Source organism: Halosimplex rubrum (assembly GCF_013415885.1).
Taxonomy (GTDB): domain Archaea; phylum Halobacteriota; class Halobacteria; order Halobacteriales; family Haloarculaceae; genus Halosimplex; species Halosimplex rubrum.
Map to the genome: position 1 here is coordinate 3,403,045 of NZ_CP058910.1, position 18,138 is coordinate 3,421,182.

Consider the following 18,138-nt stretch of genomic DNA (forward strand, 5'->3'; position numbering starts at 1 on the left):
ACACCCGACCGCTCACCGCGTCATCGTCGCCCACTGCTCGCGGGGGATGCGATGGTCGAGCGACCCCCCGTCCCTCCAGCGCTCGATGTCGTCGAGGACCGCGGCCGTCAGCGGCGGCCGGATCTGCGAGCCGCCGACGTGGGGCGTCGCGACGACGTTCTCCAGGTCCCGGAGTTCGTGGTCGGTCGGGAGCGGCTCCTCGTGGTACACGTCCAGCGCCGCCGCGATCCTGCCCGCGCGGAGTTCCGAGAGGAAGGCGGCCTCCTCGACGATCTCGGCTCGGGCGGTGTTGAGGAGGAGTCCGCCGTCGGGGACCCGCGCGAGTCCGTCGGCGTCGACCATTCCGACGGTCTCGTCCGTGCGAGCGGCGTGGATCGAGACCACCGCCGAGTCCAGCGCCGCGTCGAGGTCCCCGAGCGACGCGAAGGGCCACGCCGAGAGCGCCGCTGGTTCGACGTACGGGTCGTAGACGGTCACGTCGGGCTCGAACGACGCGAGGTGGTCGAGCAGTTTCCGCCCGATCGTCCCGAGGCCGACCAGCCCCACCTCGGCGTCGTGGAGCGTCCGGATGTCGGGCCCGCCCGGGTCCCACGCGCCCTCGGCCATCGACCGGTCGAGCGACGGGACCGACCGCAGGTGACCGAGCAGCAGCGCGAGCGCGTGCTCGGCGGTGTGGTCGGCCATCACGTCGTTGGCGCTGACGACCGCGACCCCGGCGTCGTAGACGGCCTCCGCGACGACCGGCGCGACGCTCCCGCCGGTGTGCGCTACCAGTCCGAGGTCGGCGGCGGCCTCGACGACTTCGGCGGTGACCCGCGGGCTCTCCCAGCCCGTCACGAGGGCGTCGACGCCGTCGATCCGGTCGACGAGATCCGACTCCGATATGGACCGGTCGGCCCACTCGACGGTTCCGAGCGATTCGAGACGGGCGCGCAGGTCCGGCGGGAAGAACGACTCGCGGAGGTCACCGGGTGGGAGCGTAACGAGGGCGTCCATGCCACCGATCCCCCGGCCGGCGGACAAAAATCGACCGACTCGGTCGGCTCGCGGACCGTGCGACTACCCCGGGCGGCGGCGAGGGGTCACTGTTCGTCGTTCGCGGGCTGGAACGCCCGCTCCGTGGCGTCGTTGAGCAGCTCCCAGTACCGCAGCAGCGTCGCGGCGTGCCCCTCCTCGGGGCCCGCACGGCGGACGGTCGCCTTGTACGCCTCGTGGACGGCCGCGTTGATCGGGAGGGCGGTCCCGGTCTCCCGGGCTACATCGCGCGCGTAGCCGATGTCCTTGTGCCAGATCGCGAGCCCGCCGAGCCCCTCGATGCCCTGGGCGAACTCCCGGTCGAGGAGTCGCTCGGACACGTCCATGCCGAAGAAGTCGCGCAGATGCGCGGGGTCGACGCCGTTGTCCCGCGTGAACTCGACGATCTCCGCGTCGAGCGCGTTCCGGCCGGCGTAGCGCATCTGGAGGGCGAGTTTCAGGACCGTCGCCGTCCCGGCCGCGCCGACGTGGAGGTGGTCGTCGCTCAGGACCGCGATCAGGTCGCGGGCCGACTCGTAGGCCGCCTCCGTCCCGCCGACCATCATGTGCGCGCCGTCCCGGGGCGCCGCGCGAGTGATCGGCGCCTCGACGAACGCCGCGTCGCGGCTCTCGCACCACCGCTCGCAGTCCCGGGAGGTGTCCGGGCGGGTCGTCGTCGCGTCGACGACGGTCTGCCCCGTCGAGAGCGCCCCGAGGACTCCGTCGTCGCTCTCCATCACCGCCTCGACCTCCGGCGTGCCGGGAAGCGCGAGGACGACGAACTCCGACCGGCGCGTCAGGTCAGCGGGGCTGTCGGCCGCGGTCGCGCCGCGCTCGGTCGCGGCGGCGACCTGCGATTCGTCCACGTCGTAGGCGACGGTGTCGTACTCGGTGTCGGCCAGCCGATCGAGGAACCGTTTCCCGATGTAGCCGACGCCGACCACTCCGACTGTGGGCATGTGACGACGGACGCCCACCGAGCGCATAAACGTTCGAGTCGGCGACGATCCCGCTGGTTCCCGCTCACCCTCGACCGCTCGAACGGCCCCGCGTTCAGGACTCGTCCTGCGCGTCGAGGGTCGCGACCGCCGCCAGGTTCACGATGTCTTTGACCTCGTCGTCGCGCTGGAGGACGTGGACGGGTTCGGCCATCCCGGCGAGCATCGGGCCGACCGCCTCCGCGCCGCCGAGCCGCTGGAGGAGCTTGTAGACGATGTTGCCCGCTTCGAGGTTCGGGAGCACGAGCACGTTGGCCGGCTCGTCGATCTCGGCGAACTCGTAGTCGCCGACGAGCAGGTCCTCGACGACGGCGGTGTCGGCCTGCATCTCCCCGTCGACCGGGAACTCCACCGCGGGGTCCTCGCGGAGCCGCTTCGCCGCCCCTCTGGGCTTTCTGGTCCCCTCGTTGTCGACGCTCCCGAAGTCCGAGTACGACAGCAGCGCCGCCCGCGGCTCCACGTCGAACCGCCGGGCGACCCCCGCGGCGTGGCGCGTCACCTCCGCCAGCGTCGCCTCATCGGGGTCCTGGTTGACCGTCGCGTCCGCGACGAACACGACCCGGTTCTCGAACGAGAGCATGTACACCCCGGCGGCGTGGTCGACGCCGTCTTCGGTGCCGATGACCCGCAGCGGCGGCCGGAGCGCGGACGGGTAGTGGTGGGTCAGCCCCGTCAGCATGGCGTCGGCGTCGCCGCGCTCGACCATCACCGAGGCGAAGTGGTCGCCGTCGCGGACCGTCTCCGCGGCCTCACGGCGCGTCATCCCCTTGCGCTGGCGCAGCTCGTACAGTCGGTCGGCGTACTCGTCGTACTCGCCCGTCGCCGGATCGACGACCTCGGGGTCGAACTCCAGGTTCAGCCCCTCGACCTTCCGCTCGATGGTCGTCCGGTTGCCGATCAGGACCGGCTCGGCGATCCCCTCCTCGGTCATCTGGTGGGCGGCGCGGATGATCTTCTCGTTGGCCCCCTCCGCCAGCGCGAGCCGCTTGGGGTCGCTCTTGGCCTTGTTCAGGACGATCCGCATCATCTCGCGGGACTTGCCCAGCCGCGCCTCCAGCCGCTCGACGTAGGCGTCGGGGTCGAGGTCGTCGCGGGCCGCGCCCGACTCGACGGCCGCCTCGGCGACCGCGGGCGCCACCTCGAAGAGCACGCGCGTGTCCAGCGGTTTCGGGATGATGTACTCGGGGCCGAACTGCAGCGGCTGGTCGCCGTAGGCCCGCCGGACCGCGTCCGGTACGTCCCGTTTCGCCAGGTCTGCCAGCGCCTCCGCCGCCGCGACCTTCATCGCCTCGTTGATCTCCGTCGCCCGCACGTCTAAGGCCCCGCGGAACAGGAACGGGAACCCCAGCACGTTGTTCACCTGGTTGGGGTAATCGGAGCGACCGGTCGCCATGATGACCGTGTCGTCGCGGGCGGCTTTGGCCGCCTCGTAGCCGATCTCCGGGTCGGGGTTGGCCATCGCGAAGACGATCGGGTCCTCGGCCATCGACCGGACCATCTCCCCGTCGACGATCCCGCCCGCCGAGAGGCCGACGAGCATGTCCGCACCGACCATCGCGTCCGCGAGGTCGCCCTCCGGCACGTCGCTGGCGAACTCGCGGTTGTACTCGTTGAGGTCGCCCGCCTCCGCCCGCTCGGTCGTGAGGATCCCGTCGATGTCGACCATCGTGATGTTCTCCCGACGCACGCCCAGCGAGACGTAGAACTTCGCCGTCGCGATGGCCGCCGCGCCCGCGCCGGCGAAGGTGACTTCCAGCGACTCCAGGTCCTTCCCGCCGATCTCCGCGGCGTTGAGCAGGGCGGCCCCGGAGATGATGGCGGTGCCGTGCTGGTCGTCGTGGAACACGGGGATCTCCATCCGCTCGCGCAGGCGCTCCTCGATGACGAAGCACTTCGGCGCCGCGATGTCCTCCAGGTTGATCCCACCGAACGTCGACTCCATCCCCGCCACGGCGTCGACGAAGTCGCCGGCCTCGGTGTGGTCGACCTCGATGTCGAACACGTCGATGTCGGCGAAACGCTTGAACAGCACGCCCTTGCCCTCCATGACGGGTTTCGACGCCTGCGGCCCGATGTCGCCCAGTCCCAGCACCGCGGAGCCGTCGGAGACGACGCCGACGAGGTTCCCCTTCGACGTGTACTCGTAGGCCGCTTCGGGGTCCTCGTCGATGGCTCGGCAGGGGCCGGCGACGCCCGGCGAGTACGCCAGGCTCAGGTCACGTTGCGTGCTGGTCGACTTCGTCGTCCGGATCTCGATCTTCCCCGGCGGGTCCTCGCTGTGGTACTCCAGCGAGTCCTCTTCGAGAGTCATACGCCTTCTACCCGACTGAGTCAGTAAAGCTATGTGATGGACGCAATTGCGGCGAGCGACCCGACGGCCTCGCTGTCGCTCGTCGGTTCGAGTATCGAAGGATGCTCCGTCAGGGATTCGAACCCTGGTCCTTGCCGTGAGAGGGCAAGATGATTGGCCGGACTACACCAACGGAGCGCACACGCCCTCTGTGTGTACCAAATCGTAGCGAGGATACGGGTTTAACGGTTGCGCTTCGGACCCGTATCGGTACGCCGTCGCACACTCACTCGTCGTCGAACGGGGAGCCCGCCGCTTCCGGTTCGTTACCGCTGAGGCTGATGATGTTCTCCCGGCCGACTCGGAGCTTGCTGATCGCTTCCTCCTCCTCCATCTCCGAGAGGAGCATGCTGACCTTGGACTTCGACCAGCCGGTTTCGTCGACGATCCGGGCCTGTTTCATCCGACCCTCGTTCGATTCGAGGATGTCGACGATGAGTTCCCGATCCGTCTTGCCCGCGGGCTCGTCGGGTTCGGTCTTCGACTCGGCCGTCGGATCCGGTTCGGACGGGGCCTCGGTCGTCGCCGGGCCGTCCGGTTCGGTCGTCGAGCCGCCTTCGGAGGAACTCCCGGTCGAGCCGAGCGACGGGAGCCCGGAGTGCCAGGCGGCGACGCCGCCGAGGCCGAGGACGACCAGAACCACGGCGGCGACCATCATGCCGCCGACATCGCCCGCGCTGGCGGACTGTAGGACGCCGACCGGCGGCTCGGCGACGGTCGAGAACGACGGCGACCCGCGCGCGTCGGTCGCTCGCGCTGTCCCGGCCCCGGCCGCCAGTGCTCCCCCGACAGCGTCGCCGCCCAACCACTGCAGCATCTATCGTAACATGCCGAGGTCGGTATAAAAACGCTGTGAATACGCGTATTTCCCGCCCGTCGATCGCCGGACGAGAGCGGGGCCTCAGGCGAGCCCGACGGTCGGGACGGCGGCCTGCTGGAACACGCCCGCGAGGTCCAGCAGCGCGACGAGCAGCGTGGTGACGACGATGGCCACGGACGGCGGGTCGAGGTGGGTGTCGGCGTGGGCGTACAGGACGCGCTGGGCGAGTTCGCCGACCAGGCCGGCGAGGACGCCGAAGGCGCCGCCGACGAGGACCGCGACGGTCGGGCCGGCGTTCGGGAGCGCGAGCGCGGCGATGCCGGCGGGCAGCGCCATGTGGTGGGTGACGGGGAACCGCTCGACGCCGGCGGTCAGGAAGAGGAGTCCGGTGGCGGCGATGCCGAACGCGAGGAAGTAACTCCCCGTGGCGACGGCGACGAAGCCGCCGAAGACGCCGACGACGAGCCCCAGGACGGAGACGGAGAGCCACTCGGACTGGTAGGGGAGCCACGGTTCGACGACGTACCGGCCGGCCAGCGACCGGGCGCCGTCGCCGTCGGCGGCCATCCGCCGGTCGCCGTCGCGGTACGGCGACATGTCGAGCAGGTCGGTGTCGAGGCGGCCCAGGAGCGGGTAGCCGAAGACGGCCCGGTGGAGCAGCGCGGAGACGACGACGCTGGCGGCGACCGGGTCCCAGGGCAGCCCCAGTCGGAGCGACAGCCCAGCGAGCCAGTAGCCGAGGACGCCGAAGACGCCGCCGACCGCCAGCGCGCCCGGTCGCGGTCCGAGCGGCGCCGCGAGGTGCTTGGCCTCGTGGTAGGGGAAGTCGGTGTCGAGGTGGCCCTTGCGGCCGGCGTAGGCGGCGGCCGCGGCACCGCCCGCGAACGCGACGTGCGGTCCCAGAACCGGTCCGTAGCCGACCAGGCCGGTGACGCCCGCGTTCGCGAGGTCGGCCGAATCGGCGACGAGCGGCGAGCCGCCCGCGCCGCTCGTGACGCGTGCGATCTCGCCGACCGTGACGACGAGTCCGGCGAGACCGTAGGCCGCGTAGCCGCCGAGCGCCGCGCCCACGGCACCGCCGGCGAACGCCACGAGCAACACGTCGATCGCGAGCAAGCCGCCGTCAACTGCCATCGGTCTCACCCGCCGGCGCGCCCGGTCGAGGCACACGGCCGGGCCGACCGCACTGTCGTGTCATAGGGGACGAGAGTCGGAGCCGGTAGTTAGTACTGACGGATACCCGACGCGGGTCGAAGGAAAGAGCGTGCGTCGTTCGGTTCGCGGTCAGTCGCGTCTCGTCAGGCCGACGAACGACAGCAGTCCGCCGCCCAGCAGGGCGAGCAGCGTCGCCGGTGCCGCGGTCGAGGGTTCGACGAGCGAAGAGCCGGTCGAGCCGTTCGTCGCGCCGTCGGCGCCGGAGCCGCTCGCGGTGCCGACGGCGGTCGCGGTCCCGGTGTCCGTCGCGGCCCCGGTGTCCGTCGCGGTCCCGGTGTCCGCCGGAGTCGCCGTGGCCGTCGCGCCGTCGGGGGTGGTCGTGTCGCCGCTCGCGTCGTCCGCGCCAGACCCGTTGCCGGCGGTCTCGTTACCGGCGGTCTCGTTACCGGCGGTCTCGTTGCCGGGCTGGTTGATCTCGAGCGAGCGCGCCTGCCCCTTCTCGAGGGTGACCGTCGAGGGCGACTCGTCCTCGCCGAGGACCTGCCCCTCGGTCACGTCGACTGTTCCCCCGTAGCGGAACGTGTGGGACTCGTTGGTGGTCATGTCGGTCCTGAGTTGATACGAGGAGTTCGCGGTGACGCTCGGCTCGGTGTAGCCCTCCTCGGTACCCCACTCGCCGTAGCCGGTCGTCGAGTAGGGGACCGTCATCGTGAACGTCCCGTCGTCGCCGGTCTCGGCCTGCTGGCGGTAGACGAACGTCGAGTTCGTCGAGGGGACCTGCATCTCGACGGCCGCCGTGACCGTCGCGTTCGCGGGCCCTTCACCCTCGATAGTCCCGCCGGGGACGCGCTCGAACGACTTCACCCAGTTCGAACTGCTGGGCTGGAGCGCGCCGAGCACACCGGGCTGGCGCAGCGAGGTCTGGAAGGCGCCCTGAGCCGTCTTCCGGAGGCCGAGCTGGTACCGCTGCGATTCGAGGGAGCTGTTGTCGCTCCCGTGGACCATCCGGTAGTGCTCCAGTGCGGGCACGCGCTCGCTCGGGAACTGCCCGACGCCGCCGATCTTCGAGGTCGGGTCGTTCTCGACGTACTCGCGGGCCTCGGCCATCGTGTCGAAGTTGATCGTCCCGTTGCTCATCCGGATCTGCCCCTGCCCGCTCTGTGCGTCCTGTAGCTCCCAGTCGACGACGATGGGAGTCGGCTCCACGGCGCTCCCGTGGAAGTTGTACAGGCGGACGGCCGTGGAGTTGTAGTACTTCTGATGCTGCAGTCGGAAGGTCTGGTAGGAGCCCTGCTGGCCGGTCTGGTAGTAGATCCAGTCCCCTCTTTCGGTGTAGTACTCCCCTTGAGAGATGTTCCCGTCGGAGTAGAACTGGAAGGGCGCGAAGTACTTGCCGCCGAGCCGGAGCGACCCGCCGTTAGGCCGGAAGTAGGACTGAGCGGTCTCGGTCATCTTCCAGTCGACCATGACGTAGCGGGTCTCGGCGTCATCCTCGCTCACGTCGTTCATGACCTCGTTGGCGGCCGACTCGTTGGTCGACAGCAGGAAGTTCGCGGCCTGATCGGCGCCCTGCTGGAAGGGGTTCGCGACCGGTATCCGCTCGCCCATGACGGTGATGTAGTGGCCGTAGTCCCACCACGACATCACGCCGTAGTACCCGTCGGGATAGTCGAAGTCGTCGGTCCGTTCGAAGGTGCCGTAGTAGGGGACGGCGTCGGCGTTGTCCGCGCCGCCGTACGTGCCTTCATCCGGCGTGTTGCCCTCCATCCAGCCGAGCGTACCGTTCCAGGCGACAGAGCCCTGGCCGGCGCCCCCGCTCCCGCTCGTCGCCTGCATCGACACCGCCGCCGGATACACCAGCGGCGCGAACAGGACGAGGACGATCGCGACGATAGACAGTATCTGATAGGTTTCGATGTCGGTATCAGGTCGAGAGATGCCGGAGAACCTGGCGAGCTGTCCGATGACCAGCGCGGTCATCACGGCGACGGTGATCGAGAAGTAGTAGTCGAACCGGCGCTGCGTGAGCGTCGCCAGCAGCATGAACACCGTCCAGACGGCCAGCAGAGACCACTCGGCGTCAGGCCGGTCGTAGAAGTGCCGCACCGCGACGAACGCGACGCCCAGGAGCGCGATGAAGAGCGTGAAGCCGTACTCGGGGAACAGGTTCCCGAACGGCATCGGCTGGGCCTCGGCGACGGTGCCCGCGGTGTCGGTCACCGTGAGGCCGACGACGCGCGTCGTCTGGTTGACGAAGAATCCCCAGATGTCCGGAAGCGCCAGCGCCATCGCGACGGCGATACCCAGGAGGATACCGCCGACCGCGAGCGGGTACTGATAGTTCGGGAGGCCGCGAGATTCCCACTCCCGGGCGAACCAGGCGAGGAAGACGCAGCCGGCTGCGACGCCGAACGCCAGCATCGGCTGGACCAGATTGTAGCTCGTCGCGCTGAGCGCGATCTCTTCCATCGCGGCGAGACTCAGGACGCCGGCCGTCGAGAGCGTGACCGCGCCCGCGATGGCGACGTGTTCCGGGCTCTCGCCGTGGGCATACTCCGAAGCGAGTTCGATCGTGAAGTAGACGCCGAGGATGCCGAGGAGGAAGACGCCCGGCGCCCACGTCCAGAGGTAGACCGCGATGGCGGTCCCTGCGACGATCGACCAGCCGACCGGGCGGCGCAGCGCGTCGACGTCGCGCGCTTTGAACAGCTCCCAGACGGGCTTTTCGTCCTGCGCGACCGACACCGCGACCATCGTCGCCAGGACCGCGATCGTCTGGAACAGGGCCTCGGCGACGTGGTGGTCGTAGAAGCCGACGGTACCGCGCTGTGCGAACGTGCTCCCCGCCAGCGCCAGCGCCGCGACCGCCACAACGCCGCCAAACTTGCCGGTGACCCGTTTCCCGATGAGATACACCGGAATGGCCGCGAGCGTTCCGAAGACCGCAGGGGCGAACAGGGCGACCAGACGGACAGTGTGATCGCTCGGGTTCCCGAGACCGACCACCAGGGCGGCGGTGGCGACCAGCTGGTCCATCACGGTACCGAACTGGCTGGAGTGCGTACCGGTTGGGAACCGCGTCCAGGGGTCGAACGGACTCGTCGCGGGCCAATGCTGGACAGTGTACTGTACCATCCTGTAGTGATACCACGGGTCGTAACCGCCGAAATAGACGGTTCCCTCTACCAGAAAGTCCTTCCAGTTTCTGACCCGACTCCACAGCATGAACCCGAGGAGGGCGACCATCGCCGGGATGTGGTAGTACTCACCCACCACGTCGGCGAGATCACCGGGTTCGTCGATGTTTTCGATCTGACCACGCCACTGACTCATTGACGGAACCAGTCCCATGGCGCGCATAAGCCTTTTGACTGGGAGGTGGATGACGAAATTATCGGCCTGGAACGGCTGAAACTCGGGATCCGGAGTTCCCAGCGAGCACCACAGGCTCACCGAACGGTCGATACGGCTGATTCAGGTCCGCCCCGATGGGGGCTGTCCGACGATCCGATGACTGGACCCGGTACGCCAGGCCGGTTTGATAGAGCAGCGCCCAGATTAGGTGAAAATAAACGAGTCACCGCCACCAATAGATGAAACCAGGCGGTATCGTCGATCCGGCGCGAGGAGTCACTTCGGAGGGCGAGACGGCCACATTCGATGCATTAGTGAGTTGTCACGACCGTCTTCGGGAGCCGTATCGACAGGTTCGGTCAGACGGACGATCGAGACCACGCTAGCGGCCTCACTCGGAAACCGTCTCGGAGACCCACGTGTCCAGATCGACAGCGATCAGCGGTTTGACCCGTTCGGCGGTGCGAGTCGGCAGTGTCTCGAGATGGTCGTCGAGCGCTTCCTTGCGCGCCCGCAGTCGCGCGAGCGCCTCGTCTTCCGGTAGCAGACTCCAGACGTTCCACGGATACGCTTCGTCACCGTACTGGAAGCCGTCCAGCAGGAGCTGGTCCAGCTCGAAGTACAGGGTACCGATCGCCGCGTACCGCTCGACAGTCTCCCGGTCGGCGCCAGCGACGACACCGCACGTCCCGGTCATCGAACCGAACAAGTTCGCCTGTTTGGTGAGGATATCGAAGTACGTCTCGGCGCTCGGTTCTGCCGTCAGTTCGTCGGTGAAACACTCCACCATCCAGACGGCGTCGTCACACCAGTACGACCGCGCTTCGGGGCCCAGTCGGCCGACGTGATCGGCCAGGACCGGCATCAGGTACTCGTGTGTGATGAACACCTCCGCTTCCTTCCCGTGGGCGACGTCACCGTCGATGATGTCGTCGGTGATATCGTAGTACTCCTGGACAAGGAGCGTGAACCGCAAGAGGTCCTCGAGTGCGTCCGTGTCCGAGTCCCGCGCGAGGTACAGCTGTTCGACGAGGTATTCGATCCGTCTGGTCGGCCGGCGTTTCCGCTTCGGGAGGGCGTCGTTCTGCGAGAACGCGATCGTTCGGACCCAGTCCCGTCCAGTTTCCGAGGGCATCTCGGCCACGATATCGTCTGTCAACCTGCGTATTTTCTCGTCGAACTCCTTCATTTCGGGCTTCAAGCGCTGAATCTCCTCGTCCGTCAGGAGTGTCGGTTTCCGTACGAGCACAGTGGTTGACACCTTCCGGCCCTCGGTTAAAAAATTATCGACAAATTATATTATGAGTCGATAGGTGTCGGAGCGGCCGCCTGTTCGTCTCGACGGACTCCCGGGTAGCGCCGGTAGGCGCCGAACACCGTCGAGACACGACACTGAATCATCCGCTAGATCCATTTGATAGAGATAAACTTAACACAAATTTTATTACGTACCTACATTTATCGATCGAATGCCTGCTATGTCAGATAGATATAACTCGACGACGAATTCGAGTGTCAATCGCCGGAACGTGCTTCGATCGATCGGTGCGACGGGTGCGACCGCGGCGGGGTTGAGTGGGGTCGCGTCCGCGGATACCCGTCGGGAGTTCAGTGCTGCCGAGATCGAGGCAGTCCGATCGGAGTATCGGGATCTCGAGTCGATCGAGTCCGCACTCGCCGAGGAACAGGAGCTACTCGACGCCCTCTCCGAAGAAGGTATCATCCCTCGAGCCACGGTGAGCACGCTGGGGATCGAAACGCTCGGCAAGCCAAGTTCGCCGGGAGATATGAACGTCACGGTGACGCCTGCAGACACTGACGACGGAGTGACCCCGAGGATCGTGGTCGACGGTGTGATCGGGGAGAGTGTCGTCAGTCTCAAGTTCGAACCCGATACGGAGAACGCCCAGGCGATCGTGAAGCGACCGTCCGCCTCCGAGTTCGAACAGCTGTACTCGGCGGGTTCGAGCGGTTGTGGCAGCGACTGCGACAACTGTAAGTGTACGTGCAGCTCGGTAAACATGTCTGTCTGCTGTAGCTGGGACTACTCGAAGAACCCCGCCGAGTGTCAGGGATACAAGCAAGAACCGGATTGTTACTGCAACGACGGCTGGTAACAATCCGGGTCCGAGGTCCCGTCCTCGACAGACGAACTGCTGAAACGCGGCGATACAATTTTTTTCGGGAACTGGGATTTCGACCCGAGACTGCTGACGGGTCCCATCGGCTGCAAATCATGTCGCTAGTAATTAATAATAGGAAGTGATTTATCCCGAAATATTTTTACAGCTTCGTTGAAACTTTCGACACGCCGCCATGAACGATAGCAACGAAGACGTGACGGCAGAGCCGGGAATCAATCGACGACGTGTCCTCCGCTCTATCGGCGCGACGGGCGCCACAGCGGCAGGGATGAGCGGTATCGCCTCCGCCGGATCTCGCGAGGAGTTCAGCGAATCGGAGGTCGAAGCCGTTCGAGCGGAGTATCGGGACCGATCGTCCGTTGTCGCCGCCCTCGCCGACGAGACGGCACTCCTCGAAACCCTGGCCGACGCCGACACCATCGACGAACCGTCCGCCGAAGCGGTCGGTATCGAGTCGGTGGGGTCCCCGGAATCGGCCACCGACATGAACGTCACCGTCCAGCCTACCGAAGACTCCGGCGACGTGACACCGGAGATCGTCGTCGACGGCGACATCGACGGGACGACGGTCCAGATCCAGTTCGAACCGGAAGGGTCCGGAGCTCTCGCCGTCGTGAAGTCAGACGACTCGTCCGGCTACGATCAGGTGTACTCCGCCGCGGACGCCGGCTGTGGGAGCGACTGTGACGACTGTAACTGCACCTGCGTCTACAACAACTTCTCGACGCTGTGCGACGGGACGTACCGGCAGATCGCCGAGTGTCACTGTAACGACGGCTGGTGAGCCGTCGATCGGGTGCCCGTGACGCCTCGGTGACGGATCCAGTCTGGTGACCGGTCGGTCCGGGCCGGTCCACCAGCGGTCGTAGAGATCGAGAATTAGCAGATTTAAAATATGTAGGTCTGTAGTGTGCTTAAGAAAGTATTAAATATATACCGTTTCAAACCACTGTCGGAGTTTGCCAATGTCACGAAGCACCGAACGAGACGGTTTCAATCGGCGTAGCGTGCTCAAATCCGTCGCGGCAGGGACTGCAGCTACCGTCGGGGCCAGCGGGGTCGCGAGCGCGTCGTCCTCCGGTAGCTCGATCAGTCTCGCGACGAAGCGCGATATCACGGCCGGGTACAGGGACATCGACACCGTCCGCCAGCAGTTCCGGGCCCACAGAGACCTCCTGGAAGCCGCAGTCGAGGCTGGACACGTGGACGAGGCGTCGTTCGATATCTTTGACATCGAGGTCGACGGGATGACCTCGGAGCGAGGCGACGGCCTCGGCTTCAACGCGCGCGAAGTCGACGGAGAAGTGATCCCCGAGATCCGCGTGCTCCACCGGACCGACGAGGGCGAAGTGATGTTCGGTATCCGACCGACGGAGGACGCCGGCTACGTGAACTACTTCCCCGCCGGGGAGGAAAACACGGTCGAACGCGTCTACGAGAGGAACTGGAGTTACAACTCGGCCGACTGCTGCGCTACCTGTATGACGTGTGGCGGCAACTGCAACGACAACGAGTCGTGCGAGACCCTGACGTCCTCCTGTTGTTGCTGGGCGACGTGTAAGAATATGACGTGCGCCGGCTACCGCTGCGTCTGTGAGAGCGACTGCGGCTGGCTGTAGGCGACTGTTCGCCGTGAGCGGGCCCGCATGAGCGGCTGCCGTCCGCTGCGGCGAACGCCACTCCGCCCCGCGTTCGTCGGACCTGTCACACGCTCGTCGGGCCGCATTATCGAGCGACGACTTGCGTGTCGTCTCTGCGACCGAATAGTCAACATTTCAATGATATAGAAAAATTAATATTTGGTCAGTATCCATTTCGTGGTGATGCTCGAACAACTCAAACAGAAAGAGTATACGGGGTCAAACAGGTGTCTCCCCTGCACCGTGGTCAACACTGTTATCGCGCTCGTCGTCGGTGCAGTGATCGGGAGGTCCTCGAAACGAGCGGGCGCGGTGGCCATCGTCGTCTCGGGTGTGCTCATCTATCTGCGCGGCTATCTGGTCCCGGGGACCCCGACACTGACGAAGGAGTACATGCCCGAGTGGGCGCTCGAATTGTTCGGCAAGGAACCGCCGACGACGGGCGGAATCGAAGTCGACAGGGACGAGGAGGAGGCGGAGTTCGAGCTGGACGCGGAGCAGTTCCTCCACGGTGTCGACGCCATCGAACCGTGCCCGGACGCGGACGACGACTGCCTCGTCGACGAGTTCGGCAGACGCTGGCACAGCGAGATGGAGTCGTTGCAGGGCCGAGAAGGCCTGAAACCGGTCGTGAGCGACCGGTTCGACCTGGACGAGTCGGAGTTCGAGATAGAACCCCACGACGACGCCCGGTTGCTGATCGTCGAGGGCGACCACGTCGCGAAGTGGCCGTCAGAAGCGGCACTGATCGTGGATCTGGCAAGTGCGGGAATTCTCGCCGAGCGGTCGGATCGCTGGGACGACCTCGGAACCGTCCAGCGCGGGCAGGTCCTGCGAGGCCTGCGGATCTTCCTCGACACGTGTCCGACCTCGGACGAGCCGGTGACGATGGGCGAGGAGACGGTCGAATCCTGTTGCAGCACGCGCGACGTGGTCGCGGTCACCTGTGCGGAGAGCGGCGCGCGCCTGTTCGAACAGCCGATCGCCGACTGAGGCGGTCCGACGGCGCGAGCGCGGTCCGGCCGGTCACCGCGGGATCGAACGGAAACCATATCTTCCCGGTCACCCTCACCGGAGGCATGCGCGTCTCCGTCGTGCTCTGCGAGCACACGATGGACCGCTACGACGCGGTCACCGAGGCCGCTCGTAGCGTCCTCGACCAGACGTACGACGACGTGGAACTCGTCTTCGTCAGCGACGGCAACCCCGAGGTCTACGAGCGATTCGAGGCCGACTTCGGCGACCGCGAGGACGTCGTCACCCGGTGCAACGACGGGAACCGCGGCCTGCTCGTCAGTCGCAACAACGGCGCCGAGGCCGCCAGCGGCGACGTGGTCGCCTTCCTCGACGACGACGCGGTCGCCCACCCCGAGTGGATCGAGCGGCTCGTCGCCACCTACGAGGACGACGACGCCGTCGCTGCCGGGGGCCGGATGGCCCCCATCTGGGTCGACGGTCCGGTCGACTTCCTGCCGGCGGAGTTCTACTTCCTGATCGGCGCCACCTACCGCGGGTTCGGCGACGGCCGCGACACCCCCGGGGAGGTCCGCAACACCAACGGGTCGAACATCTCCTTCCGGCGGGACGTGTTCCTCGACCTGGGCGGGTTCGACGACGAGATCGGCGGCCGCAAGGGCGACAAGAACCTCCAGGGCGGCGAGACGGAGGTCTGCGCCCGGCTGCAGGCGGAGTACGGCGAGGGCGTCAGCTACGTCCCCGACGCGAAAGTTGGTCACAAGGTGTTCGCCTACCGCACCGAGCCGGCGTGGCTGCTCGACCGGGCGTTCTGGCAGGGCTACTCCAAGCGCGGCATGCAGCAGTTCGTCCCCGGTTCGGCCGAAGAGGAGGGCGACTTCCTCGGAAAGATCCTCGGCGAGTACGTTCCGGGGCGGCTCGCCGGGCTGCTCCGCGACCCCGACGCCACCGCCGCGAAACAGCTCGTCTGGCTCCTCGTCCTGACCGGCGTCGTCGGCCTCGGCTACCTCTACGGGGTCGTCAAGTGGCGGTGAGCTGCGGGTGAGGACGACCGACGAGCGGGACGACCGGCGGTGGGGATGAGTAGCGTTAAGCGACTGCCGGAGCCACCCCATCGGTAATGGCGGACCTGCCCGATGTGTGCGTCGTCACGCACCCGCTGGCGGCGGCCGGCGAGAACGCCACGCGGAGCCTGCTGGACATCCTCTCGGCGGTGACCGGCGTCGCGCTCGTCACCGCTGACCTGCCCGCCGACTCGGAGATCCGCGACCGCCACGAACTCGTCGAACTCACGCGGAAGGGCGCCGGCGACTCCGTCGCCGTCGCCGCCGTCCGATTCGTCCTGAACCAGCTCCGGATGTGTCGCGTCCTCGCCGGCCGCGACGAGGAGGTCGTCCTCTTCTACGGCGCCACGTCGTACCTCCTGCCGATCCTGTTCGCCCGGGCCGTCGGGAAGACCGTCCTCGTCGAACCGCGCGGCGACGTGCCGCTGACGCTCCGCATCGCCTGGGAGGAGTCGCTCCCCTCGCCCGTCGCGCGGGCGCTGGCGGGACTCGTCCGCGCGCTCGAACGCGCGGGCTTCGCGGCCGCCCACGGGGTCGTGACCTACACCCCCTCGATGGCCGAGCAACTCGACCTCGACCCCGACGGCCCGGACGTGTACCCGACCGGCGCGCGCTACGTCCGGACCGACGCGTTCGACGTGCGGACGCCGCTCGAAGACCGCGAGCGTCGCGTCGGCTTCCTCGGCCGACTCGACGAGGAGAAGAACGTCCGCGAACTCGCCGCCGCGGCGAAGGGCCTGCCCGACGACGTGACGTTCACCTTCATCGGCGACGGCGACCTTCGCGAGTGGCTGGAGACGGAACTCGCGGACGAGATCGAGGCCGGCCAGGTGGAGATGCGCGGGTGGGTCGACCACGACGACGTGCCCGCCGAACTCGACCGGCTGCGACTGGTCGTCCTCCCCTCCGAGCCGACGGAGGGGCTGCCGACGACGATCCTCGAGGCGCTGGCCTGCGGGACGCCTGTCTACGCGACGCCGGTCTCGGGCGTCCCTGACGTGGTCCGCGACGGCGAGACAGGCTTCCTGATGGACAGCACCGACCCCGACGACATCCGCCGGGAACTGCTCGCGGTCCTCGACCGCGAGGACCTGCCCGCGATCAGCCGCAACGGGCGCGAACTGATCGAATCGGAGTACAGTTTCGAGGCTTCGCAGGACCGGTATCGGGAGATACTGCAGCGAGTCGTCCGGCGTCGCCGCCGGTAGCGACGGGGCGGCCGGTCAGGTAGCGACCGGGGGAGTCCGGTTCGGTCGCGACCGGGCGAACCCGCCCGGTGAGGGCCGGACCGCCGGCTCAGTACTTCTGGTTGCGGCCGATCAGGAAGTACAGCACGAGTCCCAGCAGCGGGGCCAGGAAGACGACGATGGCCCAGAGGAACGCGGGGTGGCTGCTGTTCTTCTGGGCGTCGCTGTACGTCCAGAAGATCAGTGCGATCCCGACGGCGAACACCAGCAGGGCGAACAGGAGGACGAACGCCGCCTCGCCCGTCTGTAGCGGTATCGTGGTCGGTATGGTGGAGGGCATCAGTGCCGAGAAACCGGCTACCGGGACAAATGCTTTGTGTTCGTTCAGTCGTTTTCGAGCAGGATCTTCCCGACGAAGTCGCCGTCCTCGCCGAGGCGGTGGGCGTCGGCGACCGCGTCGAAGGCGAACCGTTCGTCGATGTGAGGTTCGACGGCGCCGTCGTCGACGAGCGCCGCGATGTCGGCCAGTTCCTCGCCGACGCGCTCCTGTCGCTCCCCGAGCAGCACCGGCAGGATGACGAGCACGACGCCCAGCTCCAGCGAGTTGGCGTGCAGCGCCGACACGTCCTGGGTCGAACTCGATTCGGTGGTCACGACGGTCCCGAACGGGCGGACCGCCTCGAAGGCCGTCTGGAGGTGGTCGTCGCCGACCGGGTCGAAGACCACGTCGAAGCCGGCGCCGTCGGCGTACTCCTCGACGTACGAGGCCGCGTCCGTCGTAGTGTAGTCGACGGTGGCGTCGGCGCCCAGATCGGCGGCGAACGCCCGTTTCGCCTCGGTCGAGCCGGTCGCGGTCACGTCGGCGCCGAGCCAGCGGGCGATCTGGACGCCGACGTGGCCGACGCCGCCGCTGGCCCCGTAGACGAGCACGTCGTCGCTCACGTCGACCGTCGCCTTGTCGGCGAGCATCTCCCAGGCCGTCAGCGCGACGACGGGGAGCGCGGCGGCGTCAGCCAGCGGGAGCGTCTCGGGCGCGTGGGCGAAGGTCCCAGCGTGGCCGACGACGTAGTCGGCGAGTGCGCCGTCCCGGCCGGCGCCGCCGGGCATCCCGTAGACCTCGTCGCCCGCGTCGAAGCGGTCGACGCTCTCGCCGACCGCGTCGACGACGCCCGCCACGTCGCAGTGGAGGACGGCGGGGAACTCCGGCGTGAAATCCGGGATCTCGCCGCGGCGGATCTTGTAGTCGACCGGGTTGAGACTGCTGGCGCGGACCTCGACGCGAACTTCGTTCGGCCCCGGTTCGGGCACCTCGACCGTCCGCTCGGTGAACACGTCCGGGTCGCCGAACTCGTCGATAACGTAGGCTGTCATCTCCGAAGGCATATCGCCCGATGCTTCGGCCTCGACAGGGGAATGGGCAACGGATCCGGCCGGGGT

Annotated in this window: 15 protein-coding genes and 1 tRNA gene; 6 read left to right on the top strand and 10 right to left on the bottom strand. The window is 67.4% G+C overall.

The window, feature by feature from the left end; translation table 11 throughout:
* Positions 1–12: 12 nt before the first annotated feature.
* The 8 genes from HZS55_RS17045 to HZS55_RS17080 form a co-directional block, all read right to left on the bottom strand.
* Complete coding sequence (locus HZS55_RS17045) at positions 13–996, bottom strand: hydroxyacid dehydrogenase (protein WP_179908771.1); 984 nt, start codon at positions 994–996, stop codon at positions 13–15.
* Between the two features lie 86 nt (positions 997–1,082).
* Entirely contained in the window at positions 1,083–2,000 is a 918-nt protein-coding gene (locus HZS55_RS17050) for an NAD(P)-dependent oxidoreductase (RefSeq protein WP_343063119.1), read from the bottom strand.
* A 67-nt stretch (positions 2,001–2,067) separates the two neighbouring features.
* The gene (locus HZS55_RS17055; RefSeq protein ID WP_179908773.1) at positions 2,068–4,323 is read right to left on the bottom strand and encodes an NADP-dependent malic enzyme; all 2,256 of its coding nucleotides are present in this window, start codon (positions 4,321–4,323) and stop codon (positions 2,068–2,070) included.
* Positions 4,324–4,425: 102 nt separating this feature from the next.
* A tRNA-Glu gene (locus HZS55_RS17060) sits at positions 4,426–4,500 on the bottom strand.
* Positions 4,501–4,588: 88 nt separating this feature from the next.
* Positions 4,589–5,179 carry a helix-turn-helix transcriptional regulator gene (locus HZS55_RS17065; RefSeq protein ID WP_179908774.1) on the bottom strand — a complete coding sequence of 197 codons (591 nt, stop codon included), beginning with the start codon at positions 5,177–5,179 and terminating at the stop codon, positions 4,589–4,591.
* Positions 5,180–5,263: 84 nt separating this feature from the next.
* Entirely contained in the window at positions 5,264–6,316 is a 1,053-nt protein-coding gene (locus tag HZS55_RS17070; RefSeq protein WP_179908775.1) for a hypothetical protein, read from the bottom strand.
* Between the two features lie 150 nt (positions 6,317–6,466).
* Positions 6,467–9,670, bottom strand: a complete 3,204-nt coding sequence (locus tag HZS55_RS17075) for an oligosaccharyl transferase, archaeosortase A system-associated (RefSeq protein WP_179908776.1) — start codon at positions 9,668–9,670, stop codon at positions 6,467–6,469.
* Between the two features lie 412 nt (positions 9,671–10,082).
* The gene (locus HZS55_RS17080) at positions 10,083–10,850 is read right to left on the bottom strand and encodes a hypothetical protein (RefSeq protein ID WP_179908777.1); all 768 of its coding nucleotides are present in this window, start codon (positions 10,848–10,850) and stop codon (positions 10,083–10,085) included.
* A gap of 310 nt (positions 10,851–11,160) precedes the next feature.
* Between HZS55_RS17080 and HZS55_RS17085 the strand changes: the two genes are divergently transcribed.
* From HZS55_RS17085 to HZS55_RS17110, 6 genes are all read left to right on the top strand, one after another.
* Entirely contained in the window at positions 11,161–11,808 is a 648-nt protein-coding gene (locus HZS55_RS17085; protein WP_179908778.1) for a hypothetical protein, read from the top strand.
* 199 nt (positions 11,809–12,007) lie between these two features.
* Positions 12,008–12,619, top strand: a complete 612-nt coding sequence (locus tag HZS55_RS17090) for a hypothetical protein (protein ID WP_179908779.1) — start codon at positions 12,008–12,010, stop codon at positions 12,617–12,619.
* Positions 12,620–12,800: 181 nt separating this feature from the next.
* A complete protein-coding gene (locus HZS55_RS17095; protein WP_179908780.1) occupies positions 12,801–13,454 on the top strand; it encodes a hypothetical protein in 654 nt (217 codons plus the stop codon).
* Between the two features lie 204 nt (positions 13,455–13,658).
* Positions 13,659–14,468 (top strand): hypothetical protein, encoded by an 810-nt coding sequence (locus HZS55_RS17100; RefSeq protein WP_179908781.1) that lies wholly within the window; start codon positions 13,659–13,661, stop codon positions 14,466–14,468.
* 86 nt (positions 14,469–14,554) lie between these two features.
* Positions 14,555–15,484, top strand: coding sequence for a glucosyl-dolichyl phosphate glucuronosyltransferase (aglG, locus tag HZS55_RS17105; protein ID WP_179908782.1), 930 nt, complete (start codon positions 14,555–14,557; stop codon positions 15,482–15,484).
* Between the two features lie 86 nt (positions 15,485–15,570).
* Entirely contained in the window at positions 15,571–16,722 is a 1,152-nt protein-coding gene (locus HZS55_RS17110) for a glycosyltransferase family 4 protein (protein WP_179908783.1), read from the top strand.
* A gap of 88 nt (positions 16,723–16,810) precedes the next feature.
* Here the strand turns inward: HZS55_RS17110 and HZS55_RS17115 are convergent, their stop codons facing one another.
* Positions 16,811–17,041, bottom strand: a complete 231-nt coding sequence (locus HZS55_RS17115; protein ID WP_218927241.1) for a PLDc N-terminal domain-containing protein — start codon at positions 17,039–17,041, stop codon at positions 16,811–16,813.
* Positions 17,042–17,085: 44 nt separating this feature from the next.
* Entirely contained in the window at positions 17,086–18,084 is a 999-nt protein-coding gene (locus HZS55_RS17120; RefSeq protein WP_179908784.1) for a zinc-binding dehydrogenase, read from the bottom strand.
* Between the last annotated feature and the right edge of the window lie 54 nt (positions 18,085–18,138).

Excerpts from the sequence above, each read along its gene's own strand:
- HZS55_RS17045 (WP_179908771.1), bottom strand. The coding sequence starts at position 996 with ATGGACGCCCTCGTTACGCTCCCACCCGGTGACCTCCGCGAGTCGTTC.
- HZS55_RS17050 (WP_343063119.1), bottom strand. The coding sequence starts at position 2,000 with ATGCGCTCGGTGGGCGTCCGTCGTCACATGCCCACAGTCGGAGTGGTC.
- HZS55_RS17055 (WP_179908773.1), bottom strand. The coding sequence starts at position 4,323 with ATGACTCTCGAAGAGGACTCGCTGGAGTACCACAGCGAGGACCCGCCG.
- HZS55_RS17065 (WP_179908774.1), bottom strand. The coding sequence starts at position 5,179 with ATGCTGCAGTGGTTGGGCGGCGACGCTGTCGGGGGAGCACTGGCGGCC.
- HZS55_RS17070 (WP_179908775.1), bottom strand. The coding sequence starts at position 6,316 with ATGGCAGTTGACGGCGGCTTGCTCGCGATCGACGTGTTGCTCGTGGCG.
- HZS55_RS17075 (WP_179908776.1), bottom strand. The coding sequence starts at position 9,670 with ATGAGTCAGTGGCGTGGTCAGATCGAAAACATCGACGAACCCGGTGAT.
- HZS55_RS17085 (WP_179908778.1), top strand. The coding sequence starts at position 11,161 with ATGCCTGCTATGTCAGATAGATATAACTCGACGACGAATTCGAGTGTC.
- HZS55_RS17090 (WP_179908779.1), top strand. The coding sequence starts at position 12,008 with ATGAACGATAGCAACGAAGACGTGACGGCAGAGCCGGGAATCAATCGA.
- HZS55_RS17095 (WP_179908780.1), top strand. The coding sequence starts at position 12,801 with ATGTCACGAAGCACCGAACGAGACGGTTTCAATCGGCGTAGCGTGCTC.
- HZS55_RS17100 (WP_179908781.1), top strand. The coding sequence starts at position 13,659 with ATGCTCGAACAACTCAAACAGAAAGAGTATACGGGGTCAAACAGGTGT.
- aglG (WP_179908782.1), top strand. The coding sequence starts at position 14,555 with ATGCGCGTCTCCGTCGTGCTCTGCGAGCACACGATGGACCGCTACGAC.
- HZS55_RS17110 (WP_179908783.1), top strand. The coding sequence starts at position 15,571 with ATGGCGGACCTGCCCGATGTGTGCGTCGTCACGCACCCGCTGGCGGCG.
- HZS55_RS17115 (WP_218927241.1), bottom strand. The coding sequence starts at position 17,041 with ATGCCCTCCACCATACCGACCACGATACCGCTACAGACGGGCGAGGCG.
- HZS55_RS17120 (WP_179908784.1), bottom strand. The coding sequence starts at position 18,084 with ATGCCTTCGGAGATGACAGCCTACGTTATCGACGAGTTCGGCGACCCG.